General features: G+C 53.4%; 17 protein-coding genes. 9 read left to right on the top strand and 8 right to left on the bottom strand.

Features of this window, described 5'->3' with window-relative positions; translation table 11 throughout:
* The first annotated feature begins 34 nt into the window (after window positions 1-34).
* Window positions 35-3,499 (top strand): coiled-coil domain-containing protein, encoded by a 3,465-nt coding sequence (locus HKT17_RS12510; RefSeq protein ID WP_171096839.1) that lies wholly within the window; start codon window positions 35-37, stop codon window positions 3,497-3,499.
* 30 nt (window positions 3,500-3,529) lie between these two features.
* Here the strand turns inward: HKT17_RS12510 and plsY are convergent, their stop codons facing one another.
* Window positions 3,530-4,138 (bottom strand): glycerol-3-phosphate 1-O-acyltransferase PlsY, encoded by a 609-nt coding sequence (plsY, locus tag HKT17_RS12505; protein WP_171100483.1) that lies wholly within the window; start codon window positions 4,136-4,138, stop codon window positions 3,530-3,532.
* Between the two features lie 35 nt (window positions 4,139-4,173).
* Window positions 4,174-5,073 carry a site-specific tyrosine recombinase XerD gene (xerD, locus tag HKT17_RS12500; RefSeq protein ID WP_171100481.1) on the bottom strand — a complete coding sequence of 300 codons (900 nt, stop codon included), beginning with the start codon at window positions 5,071-5,073 and terminating at the stop codon, window positions 4,174-4,176.
* 67 nt (window positions 5,074-5,140) lie between these two features.
* Here xerD and pdxH point away from each other — a divergent pair, with 67 nt between their 5' ends.
* The 4 genes from pdxH to HKT17_RS12480 all read left to right on the top strand — a co-directional run bounded on the left by pdxH (window position 5,141) and on the right by HKT17_RS12480 (window position 8,066).
* Entirely contained in the window at window positions 5,141-5,776 is a 636-nt protein-coding gene (pdxH, locus tag HKT17_RS12495) for a pyridoxamine 5'-phosphate oxidase (RefSeq protein WP_171100479.1), read from the top strand.
* A gap of 19 nt (window positions 5,777-5,795) precedes the next feature.
* On the top strand, window positions 5,796-6,419 hold the full coding sequence (locus HKT17_RS12490) for an ANTAR domain-containing response regulator (protein ID WP_105027205.1): 624 nt from the start codon (window positions 5,796-5,798) through the stop codon (window positions 6,417-6,419).
* Window positions 6,419-7,405, top strand: a complete 987-nt coding sequence (locus HKT17_RS12485) for a CmpA/NrtA family ABC transporter substrate-binding protein (RefSeq protein ID WP_171100477.1) — start codon at window positions 6,419-6,421, stop codon at window positions 7,403-7,405. The genes HKT17_RS12490 and HKT17_RS12485 overlap by 1 nt, the downstream gene beginning before the upstream one ends.
* Before the next feature lie 67 nt (window positions 7,406-7,472).
* Window positions 7,473-8,066 carry a M48 family metalloprotease gene (locus tag HKT17_RS12480; RefSeq protein WP_171100475.1) on the top strand — a complete coding sequence of 198 codons (594 nt, stop codon included), beginning with the start codon at window positions 7,473-7,475 and terminating at the stop codon, window positions 8,064-8,066.
* Here the strand turns inward: HKT17_RS12480 and HKT17_RS12475 are convergent, their stop codons facing one another.
* The 5 genes from HKT17_RS12475 to tsaD form a co-directional block, all read right to left on the bottom strand.
* Complete coding sequence (locus HKT17_RS12475; RefSeq protein ID WP_105027202.1) at window positions 8,067-8,519, bottom strand: hypothetical protein; 453 nt, start codon at window positions 8,517-8,519, stop codon at window positions 8,067-8,069.
* A gap of 68 nt (window positions 8,520-8,587) precedes the next feature.
* On the bottom strand, window positions 8,588-9,838 hold the full coding sequence (gene glcF, locus HKT17_RS12470) for a glycolate oxidase subunit GlcF (RefSeq protein WP_171100473.1): 1,251 nt from the start codon (window positions 9,836-9,838) through the stop codon (window positions 8,588-8,590).
* A gap of 9 nt (window positions 9,839-9,847) precedes the next feature.
* Window positions 9,848-10,930 carry a glycolate oxidase subunit GlcE gene (gene glcE / locus HKT17_RS12465; protein ID WP_171100471.1) on the bottom strand — a complete coding sequence of 361 codons (1,083 nt, stop codon included), beginning with the start codon at window positions 10,928-10,930 and terminating at the stop codon, window positions 9,848-9,850.
* 12 nt (window positions 10,931-10,942) lie between these two features.
* Entirely contained in the window at window positions 10,943-12,433 is a 1,491-nt protein-coding gene (locus tag HKT17_RS12460; RefSeq protein ID WP_171100469.1) for an FAD-linked oxidase C-terminal domain-containing protein, read from the bottom strand.
* A gap of 513 nt (window positions 12,434-12,946) precedes the next feature.
* Window positions 12,947-13,999 (bottom strand): tRNA (adenosine(37)-N6)-threonylcarbamoyltransferase complex transferase subunit TsaD, encoded by a 1,053-nt coding sequence (tsaD, locus tag HKT17_RS12450; protein WP_240965966.1) that lies wholly within the window; start codon window positions 13,997-13,999, stop codon window positions 12,947-12,949.
* Between the two features lie 143 nt (window positions 14,000-14,142).
* On the opposite strand from tsaD, the gene HKT17_RS12445 reads away from it, so the two are divergent.
* Window positions 14,143-16,035 carry an alpha/beta hydrolase gene (locus HKT17_RS12445; RefSeq protein ID WP_171100464.1) on the top strand — a complete coding sequence of 631 codons (1,893 nt, stop codon included), beginning with the start codon at window positions 14,143-14,145 and terminating at the stop codon, window positions 16,033-16,035.
* A 39-nt stretch (window positions 16,036-16,074) separates the two neighbouring features.
* Here the strand turns inward: HKT17_RS12445 and HKT17_RS12440 are convergent, their stop codons facing one another.
* Window positions 16,075-16,254: a hypothetical protein gene (locus HKT17_RS12440; protein WP_171100462.1), complete on the bottom strand. Its 180-nt coding sequence runs from the start codon at window positions 16,252-16,254 to the stop codon at window positions 16,075-16,077.
* A gap of 76 nt (window positions 16,255-16,330) precedes the next feature.
* On the opposite strand from HKT17_RS12440, the gene nirB reads away from it, so the two are divergent.
* The 3 genes from nirB to HKT17_RS12425 are packed head-to-tail and all read left to right on the top strand — an operon-like array spanning window position 16,331 to window position 22,027.
* On the top strand, window positions 16,331-18,787 hold the full coding sequence (nirB, locus tag HKT17_RS12435; protein ID WP_171100460.1) for a nitrite reductase large subunit NirB: 2,457 nt from the start codon (window positions 16,331-16,333) through the stop codon (window positions 18,785-18,787).
* Window positions 18,787-19,158, top strand: a complete 372-nt coding sequence (gene nirD / locus HKT17_RS12430; RefSeq protein WP_105027196.1) for a nitrite reductase small subunit NirD — start codon at window positions 18,787-18,789, stop codon at window positions 19,156-19,158. Before nirB ends, nirD begins: the two co-directional genes overlap by 1 nt.
* A gap of 19 nt (window positions 19,159-19,177) precedes the next feature.
* Window positions 19,178-22,027, top strand: a complete 2,850-nt coding sequence (locus HKT17_RS12425) for a nitrate reductase (protein WP_171100458.1) — start codon at window positions 19,178-19,180, stop codon at window positions 22,025-22,027.
* The last annotated feature ends 1 nt before the right edge of the window (window position 22,028 follow it).

Here is a 22,028-nt window from a genome sequence, read left to right as displayed (position 1 = left end):
AGTAAGTAATGAGTTGAAATCGATTGTTGATGAGTTGGCGGTTCGGGTTGAAAAACTGGGTGGTGGTCACAAGTCCGATGATGTGAAGAATTTCATCATTGGACTCATGAAAAAAGCAGGCCCAGCAGTGGCTGCAACTCCCGCTGCAGCAACACCAGCAGCAACACCAGCAGCAACACCAGCAGCAACACCAGCAGCAACACCAGCGGGTTCCGCAACAGTTTCGCCATCCCCAGCGCCTGCAACGCCAGGAGGGACGGCTACCCCAACCCGCCACACTTCGACATCTTCTTTGCCGTCATCGCCACAACCTGAAGTTAAATCCGGCAGTGTTTGGAGTTGGTTGAATCCTCTTAGCTATTTTGGCTCGAAAAGTCAGTCCATTTCCGAGGTGGTGCAGCAGGTCGCCAGCCAGGACGGACTCTCGGGCAAAGTAGTCAAGCTTAAAAAGCAGCTTGAAACTGAAAAACAACAAAAAACAGTTCAGGCAGAACTCAATGCAGAGCTGGCGGCGATTGATGCTTTGTCTGATATCAAAGCGGTGACTACCTTATTTGAAAAACTTAGAACATCAACAGAATCGTTGAAAAAGGTTGTTGAAGCGAGAAAACAGGGTCTGGTTGGTGAACTTCGTCTTGTCGAGGTCAGCAATCGAAAAAAAGGCGAGTTGCTAGATGAACAGCGGATTACGCGTTCCGCGCTTGATACATTTTCTCCGCCAAAAACACTCGAGGGAAAGTATGCCAAAGTTTGGTTGACAAAGGCCAGGAACGGGTCACAGCTGCGTGAAGCAGCGCAATCTGCACAAGTGGGTTACAAACATATACAAGAACGTTCTTCGCACTTGATCAATGTAACGTTGCCCGAATTGCAGCCTAAAGTGAATAGTCAGGTGGCCAAACTGGAGGCCTTCTCTAAGAAATTAAGCGAACTGAATAATCAACACAATCAGAGCCTAGACAAACTTAAAAGTGATTTGGATATTGCAAAAAAGGAGGGGCGAGCAGGTGAAGTGTCTCAGCTTCGAGCCCAGATCGACCACGTGAATGATGCGCTTGGCGACCTCAAGAAATTGAGTAAACAGTTTGAGGATATTGAGCATGAGGTGGAGTTGGCCGGTGTCGATTTGCGCGCAATCGAAGAATTGGGTGCACGCGTTGCAGTTAATCGGTCGGATGTTAAGGATTTACCGTTCAATCTGGCCATGTTGGCCAATGGCAAGGAATCCCCCCCCATTGAAAACGGTTGCAGTTTGAACCAGGCCCTTCTTTTGGGTAACTCTGGTTCGGGTAACCATGTTTCGCCTCGAGCACTGACCCTGAGTCACCGTTTGGCTGAGTTTGGCTCTGATCTGAATCTTTTTCAAAACGAAGGCAAACCTAAACCTACACAATCTCGGGGTGACAAGCGTTCGTTCTTGGCTGCTTTGGGCGGCGCGCTGAGGGCCAACGAAGAAAAAAGCGTCAATGATGTGCTCAATTTCATGAGTCGTCCCGAGGGTCGAAAGCATGTGCATCATTTGGCGGCCATTAACTTGGTCGCTGCCGGGTTCAATACCGAGACACTTTCACTGGATGCGCCTTCGCTGGCATATAAAGTGGAGTCAGGGTTGAGTGGGTTGAAAAAATGGTTTATTACGCCCACTGGCAAATTTGCACGCAATCCGGAAGAACACATCGGTGTGCGCCTTACTTTGCTCGGTCATGTGTCCGAAGTGTTGCAGCGGGAGCTATTTCGCAATGGCAAACCAGTTAGTCTTGAGCATGCAGTGATTACACCACAGCACGCCGTAGAGGCATCGTCTTTGATTATTGCCGCTCTTCCCAATGACCTGTTGACGATTCATGGCGACGAAGTGACTCGCTTCGTTGGCATTCTAAAAAAGTTTGAGGCAGAAGTGGCGGCATCGACCAAGGAGAAGCCGCTTGACCCCCGCTCAATGATCGCCTTCAAACGTACTTTGAATGACTTTCATCAACAGGCGGGGCAGTGGCTCACCGAACGAGCCGGGGCGGGCGGGGCCGCAAATTCCCTGGCTTCAGCGCGTCAAATTTCGGCTGATCTTGCCAGCAAAGCGCGTAAAGGTTTCTTCCGGCAAGCGAAGGCTTCAACAGGTAATTTCATTAACTTGGCGGGTGGCAGACTGGTGCGTGAGGGTTGGTCTGCATTCCGAGCCTACGTCGGTCAAATCAACCAGAAAGAGCGTATGTGTCAAGCCATTCGAAGCCCCGTGAATGTGGTGCAGGTAGCCCAGATGAAGCGGGATTTGATGGCTTTGGCCGAGAAAGAGCCGGGTTCGAGCGCGAACGCAAAAGCATTGATCTCTTACCTGGACGGCCGTTCCTTGAATGTTGAATTGAAAGACCCGTTGAGTCCCCGAATGATTATTGAATTGAAGCGCACCGGTGACTTTTTACAGAAAGCTTGGGCGCCTGTTTCAAAGGGCAAACAAGCACCCAGGGTCATCGGTTTGTCCGCATCTCAAACCAATGAAATTCCTGGTTTCGTCCACACCAAGCTGAGTCAGTTTGTAGGCAATCCCTTGTCGGGTTCGCAATCTTCCACGCCCGAGTCCGCACCGACAGTTGTTCCGGCGCGTAGCGGGGCAGCAGCAACCTCTTTCCGTGTGGAAGCCACCAATAAATTATCTAATAATCAGTGGGTTGTGGCCATGTGGGGCAAGGTGTTGAACCATGCAGGTCAACCAAGAACCAAGCAACTGCACAATCTGCAAAAAGATTATGAACGGGTGTTTCTCACAAATTACCCCGAGGGGGCGAGTGCACCCAGCGAAGTTGAGGTCAAGAAATACCATGAGAACCGCAGTGCAATGGCAGCCATTTCTGCGCATATTGCCTCGGAGGTCAAAGATATCCCGTCAGATATCGTCTCTAAAATGAAAGAGTTAACACCATTGCTGCTCGACATTACTCGAGGGCATGTTTTGACTACTGAATTGGCTGACCTTAATACGCGAGTCTTGCAGAACGTGGCGCCAGACAAGAATCGTTGCTGGTTGCGATCTGCATGGGGGGTGGCAGCACAGGCGTTGTCCAAAGAGGACTTTACAACACGCGTATCACAAATTGGCAGCGATCTGACCACAAGCGAGATTCAGGAAATTTATGATCAAACCACGAAGGCTCCCTTAAGCGGCATGATAAACAATCCTGCGCTTGAGAATAAGCAAGTTAACTTGATGATCGGAATTGCCAAAAAGCAGGCAAAGGCTTGGTCAAGTGATGCGCGAGCCACTTTGCAGGCCCTTGAAGCGAAGCGTGAGGTACAGGCAGAAGGTGATTTCGGTGCGGCATTTTTGAACGCCTTGAGCCTACCGGTGGTAATAAGAAACGGAAACGGCGATGCTCCTGATATTTATTTGCCCGAGAATTTTTCAGTTGATCAACAAGGCCATCCTGACACTTGGCCAACACTTCGATACGACGGAACCGGCAATACCGGCCACTGGCAGTTTTATCAGAAACCAGCAGCCGCTTAAGTAAACAGAGCAAGAAAGCAATATTGGTGCTTAACTTTTCTTCTGCCCAATTTTGCTTTCTTTGCCTGCAATCAAATTGGCAATGTTCTGCTTGTGTCGATAGATGAGCAATGCGGACATAATCGTGATTGCAGCAGCCTGTCCATTAATTCCGAACAGCAGTGCGTTGTAAAACACAGCAAACAGCGCGGCGATCAGGGCTGCCAACGAGGAATAGCGGAAGAAGTAGGCAATTACAATCCAGGTAATGGCGGTGGCCAGGCCCAGTACCCAGTTCAAACCAAGCAGCACGCCCAGCGCGGTGGCCACGCCTTTACCCCCTTCAAATTTGAAGAACACCGGGTATAGGTGACCAATAAACGCAGCCAATCCAATCCAGGCAATGTCGGTACGGCTGTAACCCAATTGGTCTTGAAAATGGAAGGCCAAGGCCACGGCGAGCGTGCCTTTCAAGGCATCACCCAACAAAGTCAGCACGGCTGCTTTTTTGTTGCCGCTTCGCAGCACATTCGTGGCGCCAGGATTTTTTGAGCCGTAAGTGCGTGGATCGGCCAAACCCACGAATTTGGAAACAACCACTGCGAATGAAATAGAACCAATCAAATAGGCGATCAGCAGGCCAGCGGCAAAATTAAGCAAAAGTGTCTCCTTGTTGTTGGGCTTTGGCGTCGATTTTAGCGACTTTTTGATCGTGGGTGGCTTTGATTGAGCAAGGTGTGCAGGTGTTCTTTGGCCACATGGGTGTAAATCTGGGTGGTGCCAATGTCAGCGTGGCCCAGCAACAACTGCACCACACGCAGATCGGCGCCGTGGTTGATCAAATGCGTGGCAAATGCGTGCCGCAACACGTGGGGGCTGACTGTGGTGTTGATTCCAGCAATCAAGGCCAGGCGCTTTACGTTTTTCCAGAAGCCTTGCCGTGTCATCGGTGTTCCAAAGTGGGTTACGAATAAAAAGTCGCTGGTTTTCCCCTTCAACAACTCACCACGGGCCTGCTGCAAATACAGCTGAATCGCCAGCCTTGCAGGTTCGCCCATGGGCACCAAGCGTTCTTTCTTGCCTTTGCCCAGCACCTTCACTGCTCCAACATTCAGGTCAATGGCGCGCAAGGGCATGTTCACCAGTTCACTGACCCGCAGGCCGCTGGCGTACATGAATTCAAGCATGGCCTTGTCGCGCTGCCCTGCAGCGTTGCTCAGGTCGGGTGCGGCTAGCAGGTCCAGTACTTGTTTCTCGCTCAGGGTTTTGGGAATGCGCAAGCCGCGTTTGGCACTTTGCAGTTGGGTGCAGGGATTGTCTTCGCGTTGCTTGGTGGTGTTCAGCCACAAATAAAAACGTTTGTAGCTGCTTAGTTTTCTGTTCAGGCTGCTGGGCTTTAATTCCAGCAGGTCGTGTACATGGTTGCGGATGTGTTCACTGCTGGTTTGCAGCAGGTTTTCCGCAAACTGTTCGTCCAGCCAGTTTCCCAGTTGTTGCAAGTCGCTGCGGTAAGCCTGCAGTGTGGCTTTGGCCAATCCTTCTTCAAGCCACAAAGTGGTGCAGAATTCGTCGATGAGATCGGCATTGCTCTTCATTGTGGTGCTGTCTGCATGTGAAAATAAAGGTCATGATACCTTTAGCAGCACCCAGGAGTTTTGTTTTATGTCGATCGCTGATCTTCGAAAAGACTACACCCAAGCCACACTGGACGAAGCCGACGCCCTGGCCAATCCACTCGACTTCTTCAAGCTTTGGTTTGACCAGGCTTTGACTGCGGATTTGCCCGAACCCAATGCCATGACACTTGCGACGGTCAATGCACAGGGGCGACCCTCGGCCCGTATTGTGTTGATCAAGGGGCTGGATGCGCGCGGCATTACGTTTTTCACCAATTATGAAAGCCGCAAGGGCCAGGAGTTGGCGCAGAACCCGCATGCAGCCATTCTGTTCCACTGGACAGAACTGGAGCGACAGGTGCGGATCGAGGGGCGGGTAGAGAAGTGCAGTCCCGAAGAGTCTGATGCCTATTACCTGTCTCGACCGGCAGGTAGCAGATTGGGTGCTTGGGCTTCGCCGCAAAGCCAGGTAATCGATTCCCGTGCTGTGCTTGAAGCCAGGGTGCGTCAGGCTCAGGAAGAACAGCAGGGTGACCCGCAAACGCGGCCACCATTTTGGGGCGGTTACCGTTTGGTGCCCGATTTTTTTGAGTTTTGGCAGGGCCGTCCATCGCGACTTCACGATCGCCTGGCCTACACCTTGCAAGGTGATTCATGGGCAATGTCCCGCCTTGCTCCTTGAGGAATGAGTAAACCTGTTCATGGTCAATAGCAAAACCGGCAAAGCCGCCACACCTCCACTGAAAGTACTCTTGGTCGACGAAGAACCAGGCCGCGCTGCCATACTGGAACGCGCCTTGCTTGATGCAGGTTATGTGTTGGTGTCCCGTCTCAGTTCTGCTGATCGTTTGGTTGAGCATGTGGCGGTGTCCCAACCCGACATCGTGATTGTGGACATCGACTCGCCCGATCGCGATTGCCTGGAAAACATGGCCGTGTTGTCGCGTAGCAATCCCAAGCCGGTCATCATGTTTTCGGATGAAGACAACGAAGAGACGATTGCCAGCGCCATCAAGGCTGGCGTGAGTGCCTACGTGGCCGATGGCATGAACCCGGATCGGGTTCGACCCATTGTGCAGGTGGCGGTGGCGCGTTTTCGTGAGTTTCAGGCGCTAAAAAACGAGTTGCAGAAAACCCGGGATCAACTTGCAGACCGCAAGCTGATTGACAAAGCCAAAGGCCTGTTGATGAAGCACCGCAATTTTAATGAAGACGAGGCCTACCACGCCATGCGCAAGCTTGCCATGGAGCGTAATCAGCGTTTGGTTGACACTGCCCGCAACGTGATTGAGGTGTTTGAAATGTTGGGCGGAGGTGGCTTGTAATGCAACAGGAAATTCGCATCGGCGTGATCGCCTTGACTGATTCTGCGCCGTTTGTGGTGGCCCAGAAAACGGGTTTCTTCGAGGCGGAGAATTTGACTGTAGAACTGGTCAAGCAGGCGTCTTGGGCTACGCTACGCGACAAGCTCGCCTACGGGGAAATTGATGCGGCACACATGCTTTCGCCCATGGCTATCGCTCTTCAGTTGGGCTTGGGTGGTTCTCCCAAAAAAGATGTATTGGCACCATTGGTGTTGAACCGGAGTGGCAATGCGATTACGGTCAGCAAGGCCTTGGCGGCGTTGATATCCGGGCTGGTCGAGGGTGAAACCCTTGGCTCAGCCTTGCGTGCGGCAAAATCCCGGGGTGAGCGTGTGATGGTATTCGGCACGGTGTTCCCGTTTTCGATGCACACCCTGCAGCTGCGCCGTTGGTTGCGCTTGAACGATGTTGACCCGGATCAGGACGTGCGCTTTGAAGTGGTACCGCCGATCCGTATGGTGGGTTCATTGCAAGCGGGTTTGATTGACGCCTTTTGTGTTGGAGAACCCTACAATTCCTTGGCAGTGAATGAGGGTTTGGGCACTATTGTGGCGACATCGAATGGTTTGTGGCCCAAGGCCCCAGAAAAAGTCTTGGGTTGTACCCGTGCATGGGCTCAAGAAAATCCCGAGGCGATGACCGGTTTGACCAATGCTTTGCGTCGCGCGTGTTTGTGGTTGGAAGGTGGCATGGAGAATCGCAGCAAGGCAGCCGCTTGGTTATCTACTTCGGATCATGTGAATTTGCCAGGCTCCGTACTAGAAATGGCTTTGTTGGCGACGATCAAGGGTGGGACCGATCCGTTCATTCAGTTTGACGGCGCTGAGTTGACCGAAGATCAGCGCCCCATGTTTGAATCGCTGGTGGTTGAAACCCATGCCTTGACCAGTTTTCGACCCCTGGACGCCATACAGTTTGCAAGCGGTCTGAAGCCATTTGGTTTCTAGCCAATTGCATGGCGCCGGTGTCGTGATTACACTTAGTAAGTAATGTTGCTCGAAGTTGGAGTGGAGTATGTGGCGTGTGTGGGTCGAAGTCTTGCGGTTTGTATGGATCACCTGTCTGGGCTTTGCCTTGTTTTACTCAAGCGCACAGGCGGCAACCCGCACTGACATCGACCATGCAATTGTTCAGTTGGGTAAAACAGTGCCTAATATGAAGCTTGAGGTTGAGCTGACAAAAACCTGGAGCAGGGCCTACGTGTCAGACCGCATCGAGGGCGCGCTGCTGACCATGGATCCTGACTTCTTGAGCCGCTTAACACCCGATGGCGTGTTGTTTGTGATCGCCCATGAATACGCCCATGTGCACCTGGAGCATCAGAAAAAATTGGGCTCTAAAGCCATGGAACTGGCTGGCCAGCCTACACCCGACATGGCTTTTGATGCGATTGAACGCAACCCGGCCACCATGGAAAAACTGCATGCAATGAACCGTCAATTTGAACTGGATGCTGACGAGGCTGCGACCAAATGGCTGGCCAGTTTGGGTGTTACTGCCTGCACCGAGGATGTGCTTCGCAGCATTGACGGTGCAGACATGATGATGCCAGTGGTGCCCTCGCACCCTGGCTACTACAGCCGTAGGCAGGTGATTTGCCGGAAGTGATCAACGGGTGAAGCGTTCCTGTGTCAATGACAATTGACTGGCAATCTTCGTCGCAATGTCTAACTGAGCTGGCTTTTTCGCAAAGCTTTGCAGTTGATTGAAAGACAGTTTTTGACTCGGATTTAAAGCTGTGTGTTCAAGCATCACCCATGCGCAAAGATTTTCCTGACGTGTCGTTAAATCCCCGGGGTTTGTTATTCTGCGACTCACCAGAAATTCCCCCAAGGCCATTCGCGTAGCAACGGGAACACCACGAAACATCTGGTTTTCAATGGCGTTGCATTTGCTCACAATCTCTTGAACAACATTAATCCCTTCAGATTCAAAAATTTGTGAGGCTTGTCGGCGGGCAGCAGCAACCAGCCCACTACCCTGGAGGGGGTCGGTGCCCGCTGAAGCGTTGTAACTCATGTGTTGAATGGGCGGTGCACTGGTAAATTGGGTTGGGTTCATGGTGACTAAATTGCGTTTTCAAAAGGTAAAAGGACACCTTAGTGAAATTGCAAGAATGTCAGTTCCATTTAAACTGCTTGCGCCACCCACTCCACCCAATGCCGCACGTCCACGGTGGCATCACTTTCCAAATGACCCAAGCAACCAATATTGGCCGATGCAATAGCTTGGGGTTTGCCCGCCATCAAATTGGCCAGCTTGCGTTTCTTCAGTTCTTTGGACAGTTCGGGTTGCAATACTGAATAGGTGCCCGCTGATCCGCAGCACAAATGGGAGTCCGCAACTGGAGTTAGTTTGAAGCCAAGAGTAGTCAACACATTTTCAATCACGCCCTTGATTTGTTGGCCATGTTGCAATGTGCACGGCGGGTGAAATGCAATGGTGCCTGGAATGCGTTGCTGTTCAATGGCTGCCTTTACTCTGGTTCCAAGGCGCGCCAGCCCGTCGGCGTTTTGTTGGGTGATGAACTCGCCAATGTCCAGAGTTTTGTCGCTAACCAGTTTGGCTTTGGCGGCGTATTCCTTGTCGTTCTCAAAGTGATGTGCATATTCACGCACGGTTACGCCGCAGCCTGATGCATTCATCACCAAGGCCTCAGCCTCGCCGCTTTGTAGCAGTGAATACCAGGCATCAATATTGGTTTTCATTTGTGCAAGTCCACCCGCATGGTCGTTCAGGTGAAACTTCACGGCACCACAGCAGCCTGATTCCTGTACCACCATGCTTTGAATGCCCAGCGCATTGAGTATTACCGATGTTGCAGAGTCAATCGACGGCATCATTGCAGGCTGCACGCAGCCTTTCAGCAAAATAACTTTGCGTGTGTGTGCGGTGTTGGCAAATGGCAGGGTGGCGCGCTTGGCAGGCACTTTTTTCTTGATGCTTTCGGGCAGTATGCCGCGCACAGCCTTGCCCATGGCCATGCCCGCAGTGAACATGGGGCGGTTGGTCATGAGCATTTTCAGGCTTTCGCGGGTCAGTTTTTCAGCCATGGGGCGCTCTACGCGCTCGTCTACGATTTTGCGGCCAATGTCGATCAACTGGCCATATTTCACGCCGGAAGGGCAGGTGGTTTCGCAGTTGCGGCAGGTGAGGCAACGGTCCAGGTGTTGCTGGGTTTTGCGGGTTACCTGCTTGCCTTCAAGCACTTGCTTGATCAAGTAAATACGACCGCGTGGGCTGTCCAATTCGTCGCCCAGTATTTGGTAAGTTGGGCAGGTGGCTGTGCAAAAACCGCAGTGCACGCACTTGCGCAAAATGGCATCTGCGGCCTTGCCATCGGGGGTGTCTTTGATCCAGTCTGCGAGTTGGGTGTCCATGGGCTCTGCTTACAAAATAGGTGACAGGCGGTTGATGCTGAACACACCAGCCGGGTCGAATTGTTCTTTCAGGCGGCGTTGCAGTTTCAGCATCACCGCATCGGGTTGCTGGAATGCGTGAACGCGCGCAGCTTCGTTGGCAGTTCGGTACAAAGTGGCATGGCCGCCTACGCGTTTGGCCATTGCGCGAATTTGTTCGGCATTTACAGCAGAAGAGTCATCTGCACGGAACCAGCGCAAACCACTGCCCCATTCATGCACACTTTGACCATGCATGGCCAAATCTACTGTGGTGGGTGGCACGGCCAAGCGCCACAAATCACCTTCGCGGCTGAAAAATTCATGTTGCTGGTCGCGTACGCTTGTCCAGAAGGCTTGTGCCTGCTGCACCTCAATTTCCTGTCCACCCATGTTTTTAATGGCGGCCTGCACCGCGGCGCTGGCACCACGCAGGCGCACAGTCAGCTTGCCATTCTCAAAGAATGTGGCCGAAATGGGCAAGGGTTTGGACAACCATTCATTGCTTTGCGAAATGGCTTTGTTGACGTCCATCTCGAACTGCAGGGTGGCTTCAGCGGGTGCAACCGGCATGACCTTGATCGACAGTTCAGTGACAATGCCCAGCGTGCCCATGCTGCCGGGAATAACCCGGGATACATCGTAACCGGCCACGTTTTTCATCACCACGCCGCCAAAGTGCAGCAGTTGGCCTTTGCCATCCAAAAGGGTGCAGCCCAGTACGTAATCTTTCACGCCACCACGGCTTAAACGAGCCGGGCCAGCCAGGCCGCTGGCGATGGCGCCGCCAATGGTACCGCCGGCGCTCAACCTTGGTGGCTCAAATGCCAATTCCTGTTTTTGCGCAGCCAGTGCCGCTTCCACTTCAGCCAGCGGCGTGCCTGGTTTTACCGTGATTACCAATTCCGTTGGCTCGTACTCCACAATGCCAGCCCATTGGCGCATGTCCACCTCAATGCCTTGCAAGGGGCCACCGTAAAAGTTTTTGGTGCCGCCACCCACCGGGCGAATTTGCGTGTTGTTGCGTGCAGCCAGTTCCACCTGCTTACACAGGTCGTCGATAAAGTCGCTCATGGTCTCGTTCTTTTAAAAGCGGGGCAGGTCTGCAAAAGGCACTTGACCACCATGCACATGCATGCGGCCATATTCAGCGCAACGGTGCAGGGTTGGAATGGCCTTGCCAGGGTTGAGCAAACCAGGTTCGTCGAAGGCTTTTTTAACTGCGAAAAATGCATCCAGTTCAGCACGTGAAAATTGCACGCACATTTGGTTGATTTTCTCGATACCCACGCCGTGTTCGCCGGTCACTGTGCCGCCTACTTCCACGCACAGTTCCAGGATTTCGGCACCGAAGTCTTCGGCGCGTTTAATTTCGTCTGGCTTGTTGGCATCAAACAGAATCAGGGGGTGCAAATTGCCGTCGCCTGCATGAAACACGTTGGCACAGCGCATGTCGTATTTCTTTTCCATCTCGGTGATGGCGTTGAGTACACGGGCCAGGCTTCTGCGGGGAATGGTACCGTCCATGCAATAATAGTCGGGTGACACGCGGCCAGCAGCAGGAAATGCATTCTTGCGCCCCGCCCAAAACTTCAGGCGCTCAGCTTCGCTTTGCGACACCTTGATGGCCGTGGCACCGCAGCCGTTCAGCACGCGGGTCATTTCCGCAATTTCTTCGGCCACTTCTTCCGGGGTGCCATCGCTTTCAAGCAGCAAAATGGCTTCGGCTTCAGTGTCGTAACCGGCTTTCACGAAAGGCTCAACCATTTGGCTGGCGCGTTTGTCCATCATCTCGAGGCCAGCGGGAATAATGCCGGCAGCAATCACGGCAGCCACGGCATTGCCTGCGTTGGCTACATCGTCAAAGCTGGCCATAATGACCTGTGCCAGTGCGGGTTTGGGCACCAGTTTTACGGTGACTTCAGTAACCACAGCCAGCATGCCTTCAGAGCCAATCACCAAATTCATCAATTCAAGGCCGGGAGCATCGGGTGCTTCAGATCCGAACTCAACGATTTCACCTTCAATGGTAATGGCGCGCACCTTTAACACGTTGTGCACGGTAAGGCCGTACTTCAGGCAATGCACGCCACCACTATTCTCGGCCACATTGCCGCCAATGGTGCAGGCAATTTGGCTGGAGGGGTCGGGTGCGTAGTAAAGCTGGTGTTGGGCCACGGCCTCGGAAATGGCCAGGTTGCGAACACCAGGCTGCACCACAGCGCTGCGCGATTGCACATCCACTTTCAGGATTTTGTTGAACTTGGCCATGCCCAGAAGAATGCCGTGCTTGTGGGGCTGTGCACCGCCAGACAAACCAGTGCCCGCGCCACGAGCAACCACCGGAACATTCAGGCGATTGGCCAGTTTCAGGATTTGAACGACTTGATCTTCTGTTTCCGGCAAGGCCACCACCATGGGCAGCTGCCGAAACAGGCTCAGGCCATCGCATTCATAGGGTTTGGTGTCTTCAACTTCATGCAAAACTGTGTGTGCGGGCAGAATCTGGTTCAGTCCTGCGATTACTTCTGCGCGCTGGGCGGCATTCAGTACAAAGTCTTCGGTGGGCGCATTCATAGGGGGTACCTCTTTGACAGCTTTAAAGAATACCTTTTTCAGAACCCCTATGGTAATTGGTGCTTGCCCGAGTTTCTAGGCACTCAGCTTTGCGGCTTTGTTAAAACACCTTTGTTTGGAATACGCTTTACCCTGGAAAATTACATGTTCATCGGTGCCCAAGGTCAAACCAAGTTGTGCCCAATAGTTGGGGTTGGATGGTTCCTCGCGCAAGCGGTGAAGCGCGGCGTCTATTGGATTAACGAGGATATTGCTTGCGGTAATTGGTGCCCGGCACATCATACAACGCGGGTCCATGCCCTGTGCAATCGCCTGATTGGCCAATTTGCGTGCGCAATTTGTGCACGCAGTGTGCTGGTTATTGCAAAGTTCAATTTCTGGATTGTTCTTTGGGGAAGGTATTTCGTAGCAAATGGGGCATTCAGCTGCATTTATCATGGGTGCTGCAAGAGGCGAAACGGTAAACACAGTCAGTGGCATTTGCTGTCGATGGGTTCAATTTAAATTTCCATTTTAAATTTCCATCGGGGTGGCCAGTTCGCACCTGGGGCGAGTGCGCATGCCGTAATCCCGCGCATCCAGCAGCGCTGGGTTCATGGCCAGTTGCATGGCACCTGCAAAAGCAATCATCGCACCATTGTCGGTGCACAAGCTTAGCTCGGGGAAGTAAACCTCCACACCACGTTTGCGCGCCGCTTTCACCAATTGTTCTCTTAGCAATTGATTGGCACCCACGCCACCGGCCACAACCAAGCGCTTGTGGTCTTGCTGTAGGCAAGCTGCCAAGGCTTTCTTCACCAGGGTTTCCACAATGGCCGCTTGAAAACTGGCTGCGAGGTCAGTTTTGTTGGTGTCGCTGATCACCATGGTTTCAGAAGGTTGGCTAACCCCTGCCAGTTTCATGGCGGTGGTCAGTACTGCGGTTTTAAGGCCAGAAAAACTGAACATGAAATCGCCACTGTGCAGCATGGGCCGGGGCAGTTTGAAGCGTTCCGCATTTCCACTTTCTGCCAGTCTTGATAATGCCGGGCCACCTGGGTAAGGCAGGCCGATCATTTTTGCGGTTTTGTCAAACGCTTCGCCAGCCGCATCGTCCAACGTTTCACCCAGCAGGGCGTAACGTCCCAGGCCTTCCACACCCATCAGTTGCGTGTGCCCGCCACTGACCAACAGCGCGGTGAAAGGAAAGGCAGGTGGGTTCGAAGAAAGCAAAGGTGACAGCAAGTGCCCCTCCAGGTGGTGCACAGGAATTACAGGCAAGTTCAAACCCATCGCCAGGCTGTAGGCAAAGGCGCAACCTGCCATCAGCGCGCCTGGCAAACCGGGGCCTGTGGTTACGGCGATGGCATCAACATCCTGTAAGGCAATGCCGGCCTGTTCAAAGGTTTCATCCATCAGCGGAATCAGGCGGCGAATGTGATCGCGTGAAGCCAGTTCGGGCACCACGCCGCCGTAGTCCTTGTGCATTGCAATTTGAGAATACAGTGCTTGCCCAAGAATGCGGCCATCGGTGGTGCACAGTGCTACGCCAGTTTCGTCACAGGAGCTTTCAAAACCAAGCACGATTTTCGGAGAATTTGCAGCAGAAGTCACTTCAGGCGGCCAGAATGGAATCAACTCTTTATTTTAGCGTGGCTTCGATAAGCAATTGAATCTGAAAGGCTTCAAGTGCTAGTAATAGTCAAAACATTACAAATCGGAGACACTTAATGTTGATCAGTGTAAGCAGACTGCTGGGGCCACTGCTGTTGGTAGTTGGGCTTGCGGGTTGCCTGTCGGAAACTGACCAGGCAAGGGTTGGCAATACAGGCTCAAGCGGCGGTGGTGGCCTTAGCCCTTCTGAAACTGAAATGCCGTTGCGGGTCAAAAGCCAGCAAACGGCTACAGGCCATGCCGCACGTGTTGAGCAGGTCGTCATCCCGGCATTTGACGGCACAGATTTGGCGTTAACTGTCTATTTTCCGGAGTTGGATGCGGGCGAGGCTACTCCCCTGTTGTTGCACTCCCACGGCTTTGGCGGCAACCGCGCTGCAACGCTTGATTTCGACGAGGCCCAACAAACCTCCGAAATTGGTGTAGACACTCTGCAAGTGGCCTACAACGAAAAAGAACCGATCGCCGGGCGTGCAGGCTGGTACGTGATTTCTTATGATCAGCGCGGTCACGGCGACACCGGTGGCAATGTCACTATTCTTGATCCTGATTTTGAGGGCAAAGACTTAAAAACCATTCTGGATTGGGCCGAAGCCAATTTGCCCAATCTGGGTTACCGCAGCAAGGCCGGGACATTGAACCCGGTGGTCGGCACCATTGGTCGCAGTTATGGTGGTGCTTTTCAACTGATTGGCAGCGGGCTTGATCCCCGAATTGATGCCATGGTGCCCAACGGCACCTGGTACGACTTGCGCTACAGCCTGAACCCCGGTGGTGTGCCCAAAACCACGTACCTCAACGGTTTGGTGGCCGGTGGTTTGCAAAGCAACCGTGGGCGCTACGATCCTTTCCTGTTTGAGGGTTTGGCGCAGGCCAACACCACCGGTGTGGTGTCCGAGGAAATCGCAAAACGATTGGGCTCGCAAGGCTCCGTTTCCTACTGCGACTTGTCTGCAAACTTGCCCAGAGGCATGAACCTGAAATCAGATGTGCCTGCCTTTTTTATTCAAGGTGCTACTGATGTGTTGTTTAACCTGAACGAAGCAATTCAAAACTTTGAGTGCTATCGCAAGGTGAATGCCGATGCGAAATTGTTGTTCGTCAAATACGGGCACTTGCTCAATGCTTTGGGCGTGCAGCAAGACCCCAATATGGCGCTGGAAGGCACAGGCGCCAAATACGCCTTCAATGAAAGCCTCATCTGGCTGAAAACCACACGCAATACCTGCCCCGCCGCCAACTGGGATGCTGAAACAGGCCGTTGCGTTATTCCGCTGAAAAACATGATGTTCCAGTTCCTCGCCCAGCATTTGGTGGGCGGCAGGCAATCCAGGTCTGCGGATTACCTGGGGTTCGACCCAGTGCCCTTGCCCGAAATTGCTTCAGTTCTTGAAGACAGCAGAAATGACCCCACCGCAGTTGAGGTGAAGTCCAATTCATCCAACCGCCCAAAACTGGAAGGTGTGCGCGCAGCCTCGGCGTTTACTGCACCCACGCAGGTGGCGGCGGGCGTGGCAGGTCTGTTTTCTGGTTTAACCTCAACACAGGCAGCGCAGTTGGCCCAACCCGTGTATGTTGAATTGAACAATGCGAACTTGCCCGGTTGTTTCGTGGGCACGCCCAAAGCCACTGTGAAAGTAGAGCCAGTTGGCCCGGCTTCGCCGGAGGCGCCCATTGTGTACGTGGGGTTGGGTTTGAAGCGTGCCGATGGTACCCAAACCGTGTTGCACGATCAAATTACGCCGTTGAAAGGCTATGGCGAGAAAGCAATCGAGTTGCCGGGTATCTCGGTTCAATTGTTGGAAGGCGATTCGCTCACCTTGACCATTCAGGGCTACAACCCTGTTTTTGTCAGTAGTTTCAACCGCTTGCCCGTGCCTGTTACAGTCAGTGCCAGCGTGGCCTTACCCAATCAAGTTCAAGACCCAACCGGTTTTTGTACGCTGTAACAAACCAGCGCACTGTTCTACACAGAATGGTGCGCTGCACTAGTTGGGTGCCAGCCAGCCCGTCCAATACTCCCCCATTTCACCGGAATCAGCCTCTTTGTGGTGCAAAACCACATTGAATCGGCTGGCACGCCCCTTGCATTGATAGGGGCGTAGGTCGTCAACGGCGGCGATCTGCAGGTGGATTGACAGGTCTCCCACGGTTACGAAAGTGACCACGGGAGTTGGACAACGGCGTCCGTGCTGCTTCGTGCAGCCGGGGGCCGTTTTTTTTTGGTAAATTGGGATTGAATATATGCTGATGTCCGTCAAAAAACAGAAGCTGGTGGTGATTGGTAACGGCATGGCCGGTATCCGGGTGGTTGAGGAGCTAATAAAGCTTGCCCCCGAGCTGTATGAAATTACCGTGTTTGGCGCAGAACCGCATCCCAATTACAATCGGATCATGCTTTCGCCGGTATTGGCTGGAGAGCAGAAGTTCGAAGAAATCGTGCTCAATGATTGGGACTGGTACACCAGCAACAACATCACCCTGCACGTGGGTCGAGAGGTCACTGAGATCGATCGTGTGAAACGCGTGGTGAAATGTGCCGACGGCACTGCTGCGCCATACGACCGCTTGCTGTTGGCCACAGGCTCCAATTCCTTCATTTTGCCAGTGCCCGGCTCAACCTTGCCCGGCGTGATCGGCTATCGCGACATTGCAGACACCGAAGCCATGCTGGAAGCTGCAAAGCATTACAAGAAAGCAATCGTAATCGGTGGCGGCCTGCTGGGCCTTGAGGCCGCAAACGGTCTGGCCATTCAGGGCATGGACGTAAGCGTGGTGCATTTGCCCACCTGGTTAATGGAACGCCAGCTTGACCCCACTGCAGCGGGCCTGTTGCAGAAAAGCCTGGAAGCCAAAGGGCTCAAATTTTTACTCGCGAAAAACACCAAGGCTTTGCATGCCGGGCCCGATGGCCGTGTTGCACAAATTGAATTTGCCGATGGTGAAATTCACGATGCTGATTTGGTCGTGATGGCGGTGGGTATTCGCCCGAACGACAAGCTTGCCGCCAGCAGCGGCCTGCTGTGCAATCGTGGTGTGGTGGTTAGCGACACCATGCAAACCATCACCGACCCCAAAATTTATTCTGTGGGCGAATGTGCCAGCCACCGTGGTATTGCTTACGGTTTGGTGGCCCCTTTGTTTGAGCAAGCCAAAGTGTGTGCCAACCACCTCGCGCAGTTTGGCATTGGCCGCTATGAGGGGTCTGTTACCTCCACCAAATTGAAAGTGACTGGCGTTGATTTGTTCTCTGCTGGCAACTTCATGGGTGGTGAAGGTTGCGAGGAATTGCTGCTTTCCGATCCCATTGGTGGCGTGTACAAAAAGCTGGTTATTAAAGAAGACAAACTGGTTGGCGCCTGCCTGTACGGCGACACGGTAGATGGTTCCTGGTATTTCAAGTTGATGCGTGAAGGCAAGGCCATCAAGGAAATTCGCGAGAAGCTGATGTTCGGCCAGAACAACATTGGCGACACTGGCCATGAAGGGCAAAACCAAGCCAGCAAAATGGCCGACACGGATGAAGTGTGCGGTTGCAACGGTGTGTGCAAAGGCACTATTGTTCAGGCAATTAAAACCAAAGGTTTGTTCACCATTGAAGAAGTGCGCAAGCACACCAAGGCCAGCGCAAGCTGCGGTTCATGCACAGGTTTGTGTGAACAGATTTTGATGAGCACGGCGGGCGCTGATTATTCCGCCACGCCGAAAACAAAACCCATGTGTGGCTGTACAGACCACGGCCACCAAGTGGTTCGCGATGCAATTTTCAAGCATCACTTGACCACCAAGGAAGAAGTGTTCGCGACCATGAACTGGCGCACGCCCAATGGCTGTGCGAGTTGTCGGCCGGCTGTGAATTATTACCTCATCAGCTCCTGGCCCGGCGAGGCAGTGGACGATCCACAAAGCCGCTTCATCAATGAACGCGCACATGCCAATATTCAAAAAGACAAAACCTATTCGGTGGTGCCACGCATGTGGGGTGGTGAAACAACCGCCGCTGAACTGCGCCGCATCGCTGATGTGGTCGACAAGTACAACATTCCCACTGTGAAGGTAACAGGTGGCCAGCGCATCGATTTGCTGGGTGTGAAAAAAGAAGATTTGCAAGACGTGTGGAAAGACCTCGACATGCCCAGCGGTCACGCTTATGCCAAAGGTTTGCGCACAGTAAAAACCTGTGTGGGAAGCGAATGGTGCCGCTTTGGCACGCAAGACAGCACGCAAATGGGCAAAGATCTTGAACGTGGTTTGTTCAAAATGTATGCACCCCACAAGGTGAAACTGGCTGTGTCGGGTTGCCCGCGAAACTGCGCTGAGAGCGGCATCAAAGATGTCGGTGTGATTGGAGTGGATTCTGGTTGGGAAATTTATGTGGGCGGCAATGGTGGCATTAAAACCGAAGTGGCCCAGTTCTTGTGCCGCGTTAAAACTTCCGATGAAGTGATGGCAGTGAGTGGTGCATTCCTGCAGTTGTACCGCAAAGAAGGCTGGTATCTGGAGCGCACGGTGCATTACCTCGAGCGCGTGGGTCTTGAGCACGCCAAGGCCCGCGTGGTCGATGATGTCGCCAATCGCAACGCCTTGTGGACCGAACTGCAAGCAGCACTGGCCATTGAAGAAGACCCATGGCACAAGCCCAAAGAAGCGCAGGTTGATTTGCGCCAGTTCATTCCAATCAAGCTGGCGGAGGTGGTCTAATGTCGGCATCACTACTTGAGGAACAGAAGGAAATTCAAATGGAATGGATTGACATTTGCGCGGTGGAAGACATCCCCGTGTTGGGATCACGCATTGTGCGCCGCCCCACAGGGCAAGACATCGCGGTTTTTCGCAACAGTGAAGAACAGGTGTTTGCCCTGCTGGATGAATGCCCGCACAAAAAAGGCCCCTTGAGCCAAGGTATCGTACACGGCACCACGGTCACCTGCCCTTTGCACAACTGGCAAATTGGTTTGGCCGATGGCTGCGCACGTGAACCCGACGAAGGTTGCACCGCCAAGTTCACCGTGCAGGTGGTCGATGGCCGCGTGCACTTGAAAGCCAGTGAAGTAAAGAACCACGGCATTTGATTTTTCGGAAAAGAAGCCAATGACCGAACTGCTGCAAGCCATTCAAAACACCAAAACAACCTGCCCGTATTGCGGGGTGGGTTGTGGTGTGGTGGTGCGCACGCAAGGCGGAAAAATTATTGATGTGAAGGGCGACGAAACACACCCGGCCAACCTTGGCAAGCTGTGCAGCAAAGGCAGCAAGCTGGCTGAAACGGCCACGGTGAATGTGTACGGGCAAGTGCGTGCAAGCCAGCCTTTGCTGCGCATTCAGCGCGACCAGCAAGTGGCCCCCACCGACTGGAACACCGCGCTTGATTTCACCGCGCGCGAGTTTGCGCGATTGATTTCCACCTATGGACCCGACAGCGTTGGCTTTTATATCAGCGGCCAATTGCTGACCGAAGACTATTACGTGTTCAACAAACTTGCCAAAGGTTTGATTGGCACCAACAACATCGACACAAATTCACGCCTGTGCATGAGCAGCGCTGTGAGCGGTTACAAACGCACGCTGGGTGCTGATGCGCCACCTTGCAACTACGACGATTTGGCCCTGGCCGATTGCGTGTTTATCGCCGGTTCCAACATGGCGTATGCGCACCCAGTGGCTTACCGCAGGCTTGAAGCTGCGCGCGCTGCCAAGCCCGGTCACAAATTGATTGTGGTCGACCCCCGCGCAACCGACACCGCGCTCATGGCTGATTTGCATTTGAAAATTCAGCCCGGCACCGATGTGATGTTGTTCAACGCCATGTTGCACGTGATGATGCAAAACGGTTGGCTTGACATGGCCTACATCAACAAACACACAGAAGGCTTCGACGCAGTGGCCAAAGGCTTGGTTGATTACACGCCCAAGCTGGCAGCAAGTGTGTGCGGAGTTCCGGAAGGCGACATTGTGACTGCCGCCACCTGGTTCGCCCAAAGCAACAGGACACTCTCCCTGTATTGCCAAGGGTTGAACCAGGCCACCACCGGAACCGACAAAAACACATCGCTGATTGCTTTGCACCTGGCCACAGGGCAAATCGGCAAAGAAGGTTCAGGCCCGTTTTCGCTCACAGGCCAGCCCAATGCCATGGGTGGCCGTGAAGTGGGTGGTTTGTCTACTTTGCTGCCTGCACACCGTGAATTGAATAACCCAGCGCATGTGGCTGAGGTGGCTGCATTTTGGGGTGTGAAGCAAATCAGTGCCACACCGGGTGCCAGCGCAGTTGAAATGTTTGATCAACTGGAGCAAGGCAAAATAAAAGCTGTTTGGGTGGCGTGTACCAACCCCGCGCATTCATTGCCCAATTCGCAGAAAGTGGCACGTGCTTTGCAAAACGCTGAGCTGGTGGTGGTGCAAGATGCCTATTTAACGCCAGCCACTGTGCAGTATGCCGATGTGTTATTGCCAGCAACCACTTGGGGTGAAAAAGAGGGCACGGTCACCAACAGCGAAAGGCGCATTAGCCGCGTGCGGCCCGCCATGCCTGCCTATGCAGATTCAAAAAACGATTGGCAAATTGTGGTGGAGTTTGCAAGGCGGCTGGAAGTGGAGTTACAAAAGCTGGGTGTGGAAAGCCCGCGCCTTCACAACACGGCCGACGCATTCATGCCCTACACCAGCACTGAAGAAATTTTCAATGAGCACCGCGAAACCACACGTGGCCGTGATCTCGACATCACTGGTTTAAGCTATTCGGTGTTGGAGACAAGGGGGCCGCAACAGTGGCCCATGCCCGAGGGAGTAGCTGAAGGCAAAGCCCGCCTGTACGAAGATGGGGTCTATCCCACCGCCACAGGCAGGGCCAAGTTTGTATTTGCCAATTATGAACCTGTGGCCGAAGAGGCCGATGCACGCTTTCCATGGCGCTTGAACACAGGGCGTTTGCGCGACCAGTGGCATGGCGCAAGCCGCACCGGCACTCTGGCTGAATTTTTCTCGCATGAAGCCGAGCCTGCAATCGCCTTGCACCCGACCGATTTCAAGCGCCTGAACCTGAAGCCACAAAGCTGGGTGTCGGTGAAGTCTCGCCGCGCCACCATCACCTTGCGCGCGAAAGAGGATGAGTCGGTTGCGCGAAACCAAGCCGTGTTGCCCATGCATTGGGGACCAGAATTTTTCGGTGGCAAATCGGGTGTGGGTGGTGTGAATGCGCTCACCATTGAAGCGTTCGACCCCTATTCCAAACAACCGGAACTGAAGCATTCCGCTGTGAACATTCAACGTGTGCACTTGCCCTGGCAGGTGGTTGTGTTTGTCTATAGTGAACATTGGCTTGGCCTGTGGCAGAAGGCCCGTGCGCTGTATGCCGAATTTGATGCGGCGGTGTGCGTGCCCGTGGGCCGCGAGCAGACCGGTGTGCTGTTTCGCGCAGCCAGTGCACAGGCACCTGCCAAGGAAGTGATTGATCGCCTGCAAGCTTTGTTTGAATGCGAGGGCGGCGATGTCATGGTGTATTCCGACCCGAAAACCGACGCACGCCGCCGCATTGGCGTGAAAGTTCAAACCTCGCCACAAGGCCAAACTGCCACGCTGAATAAAGTGTTCCTCGCTGGCAATATTGAATCAGAAGGCTGGTTGCGCAATTATTTCGACCAGCAGCTTGATGTCATGCCCTTGCGCAGCTTTCTGCTCGCACCCGCAAGCCAGCCTCCAGGCGTGCAAACCGAGGCAGTGCGCATGGTGTGCAACTGCGTGGGTGTGTCTGAACAGGCCATACAGGCGGGCATTGCAATTGCCTGTGCAAAAAGTCCCGGTTCAAACCTGTGCGCCGACGAAAACCAATTGCTTAGTGGTTTGCAAGGCAGCCTGAAATGCGGCACCCAATGTGGTTCGTGCGTGCCTGAAATTCGCAAACTGATTCGCGCACAGGCCAGCCTTGCTACAATGGTGTCTTAAG

The organism is Limnobacter sp. SAORIC-580 (assembly GCF_013004065.1).
GTDB classification, from domain to species: domain Bacteria; phylum Pseudomonadota; class Gammaproteobacteria; order Burkholderiales; family Burkholderiaceae_B; genus Limnobacter; species Limnobacter profundi.
This window is presented reverse-complemented; position numbering and strand designations above follow the sequence as displayed.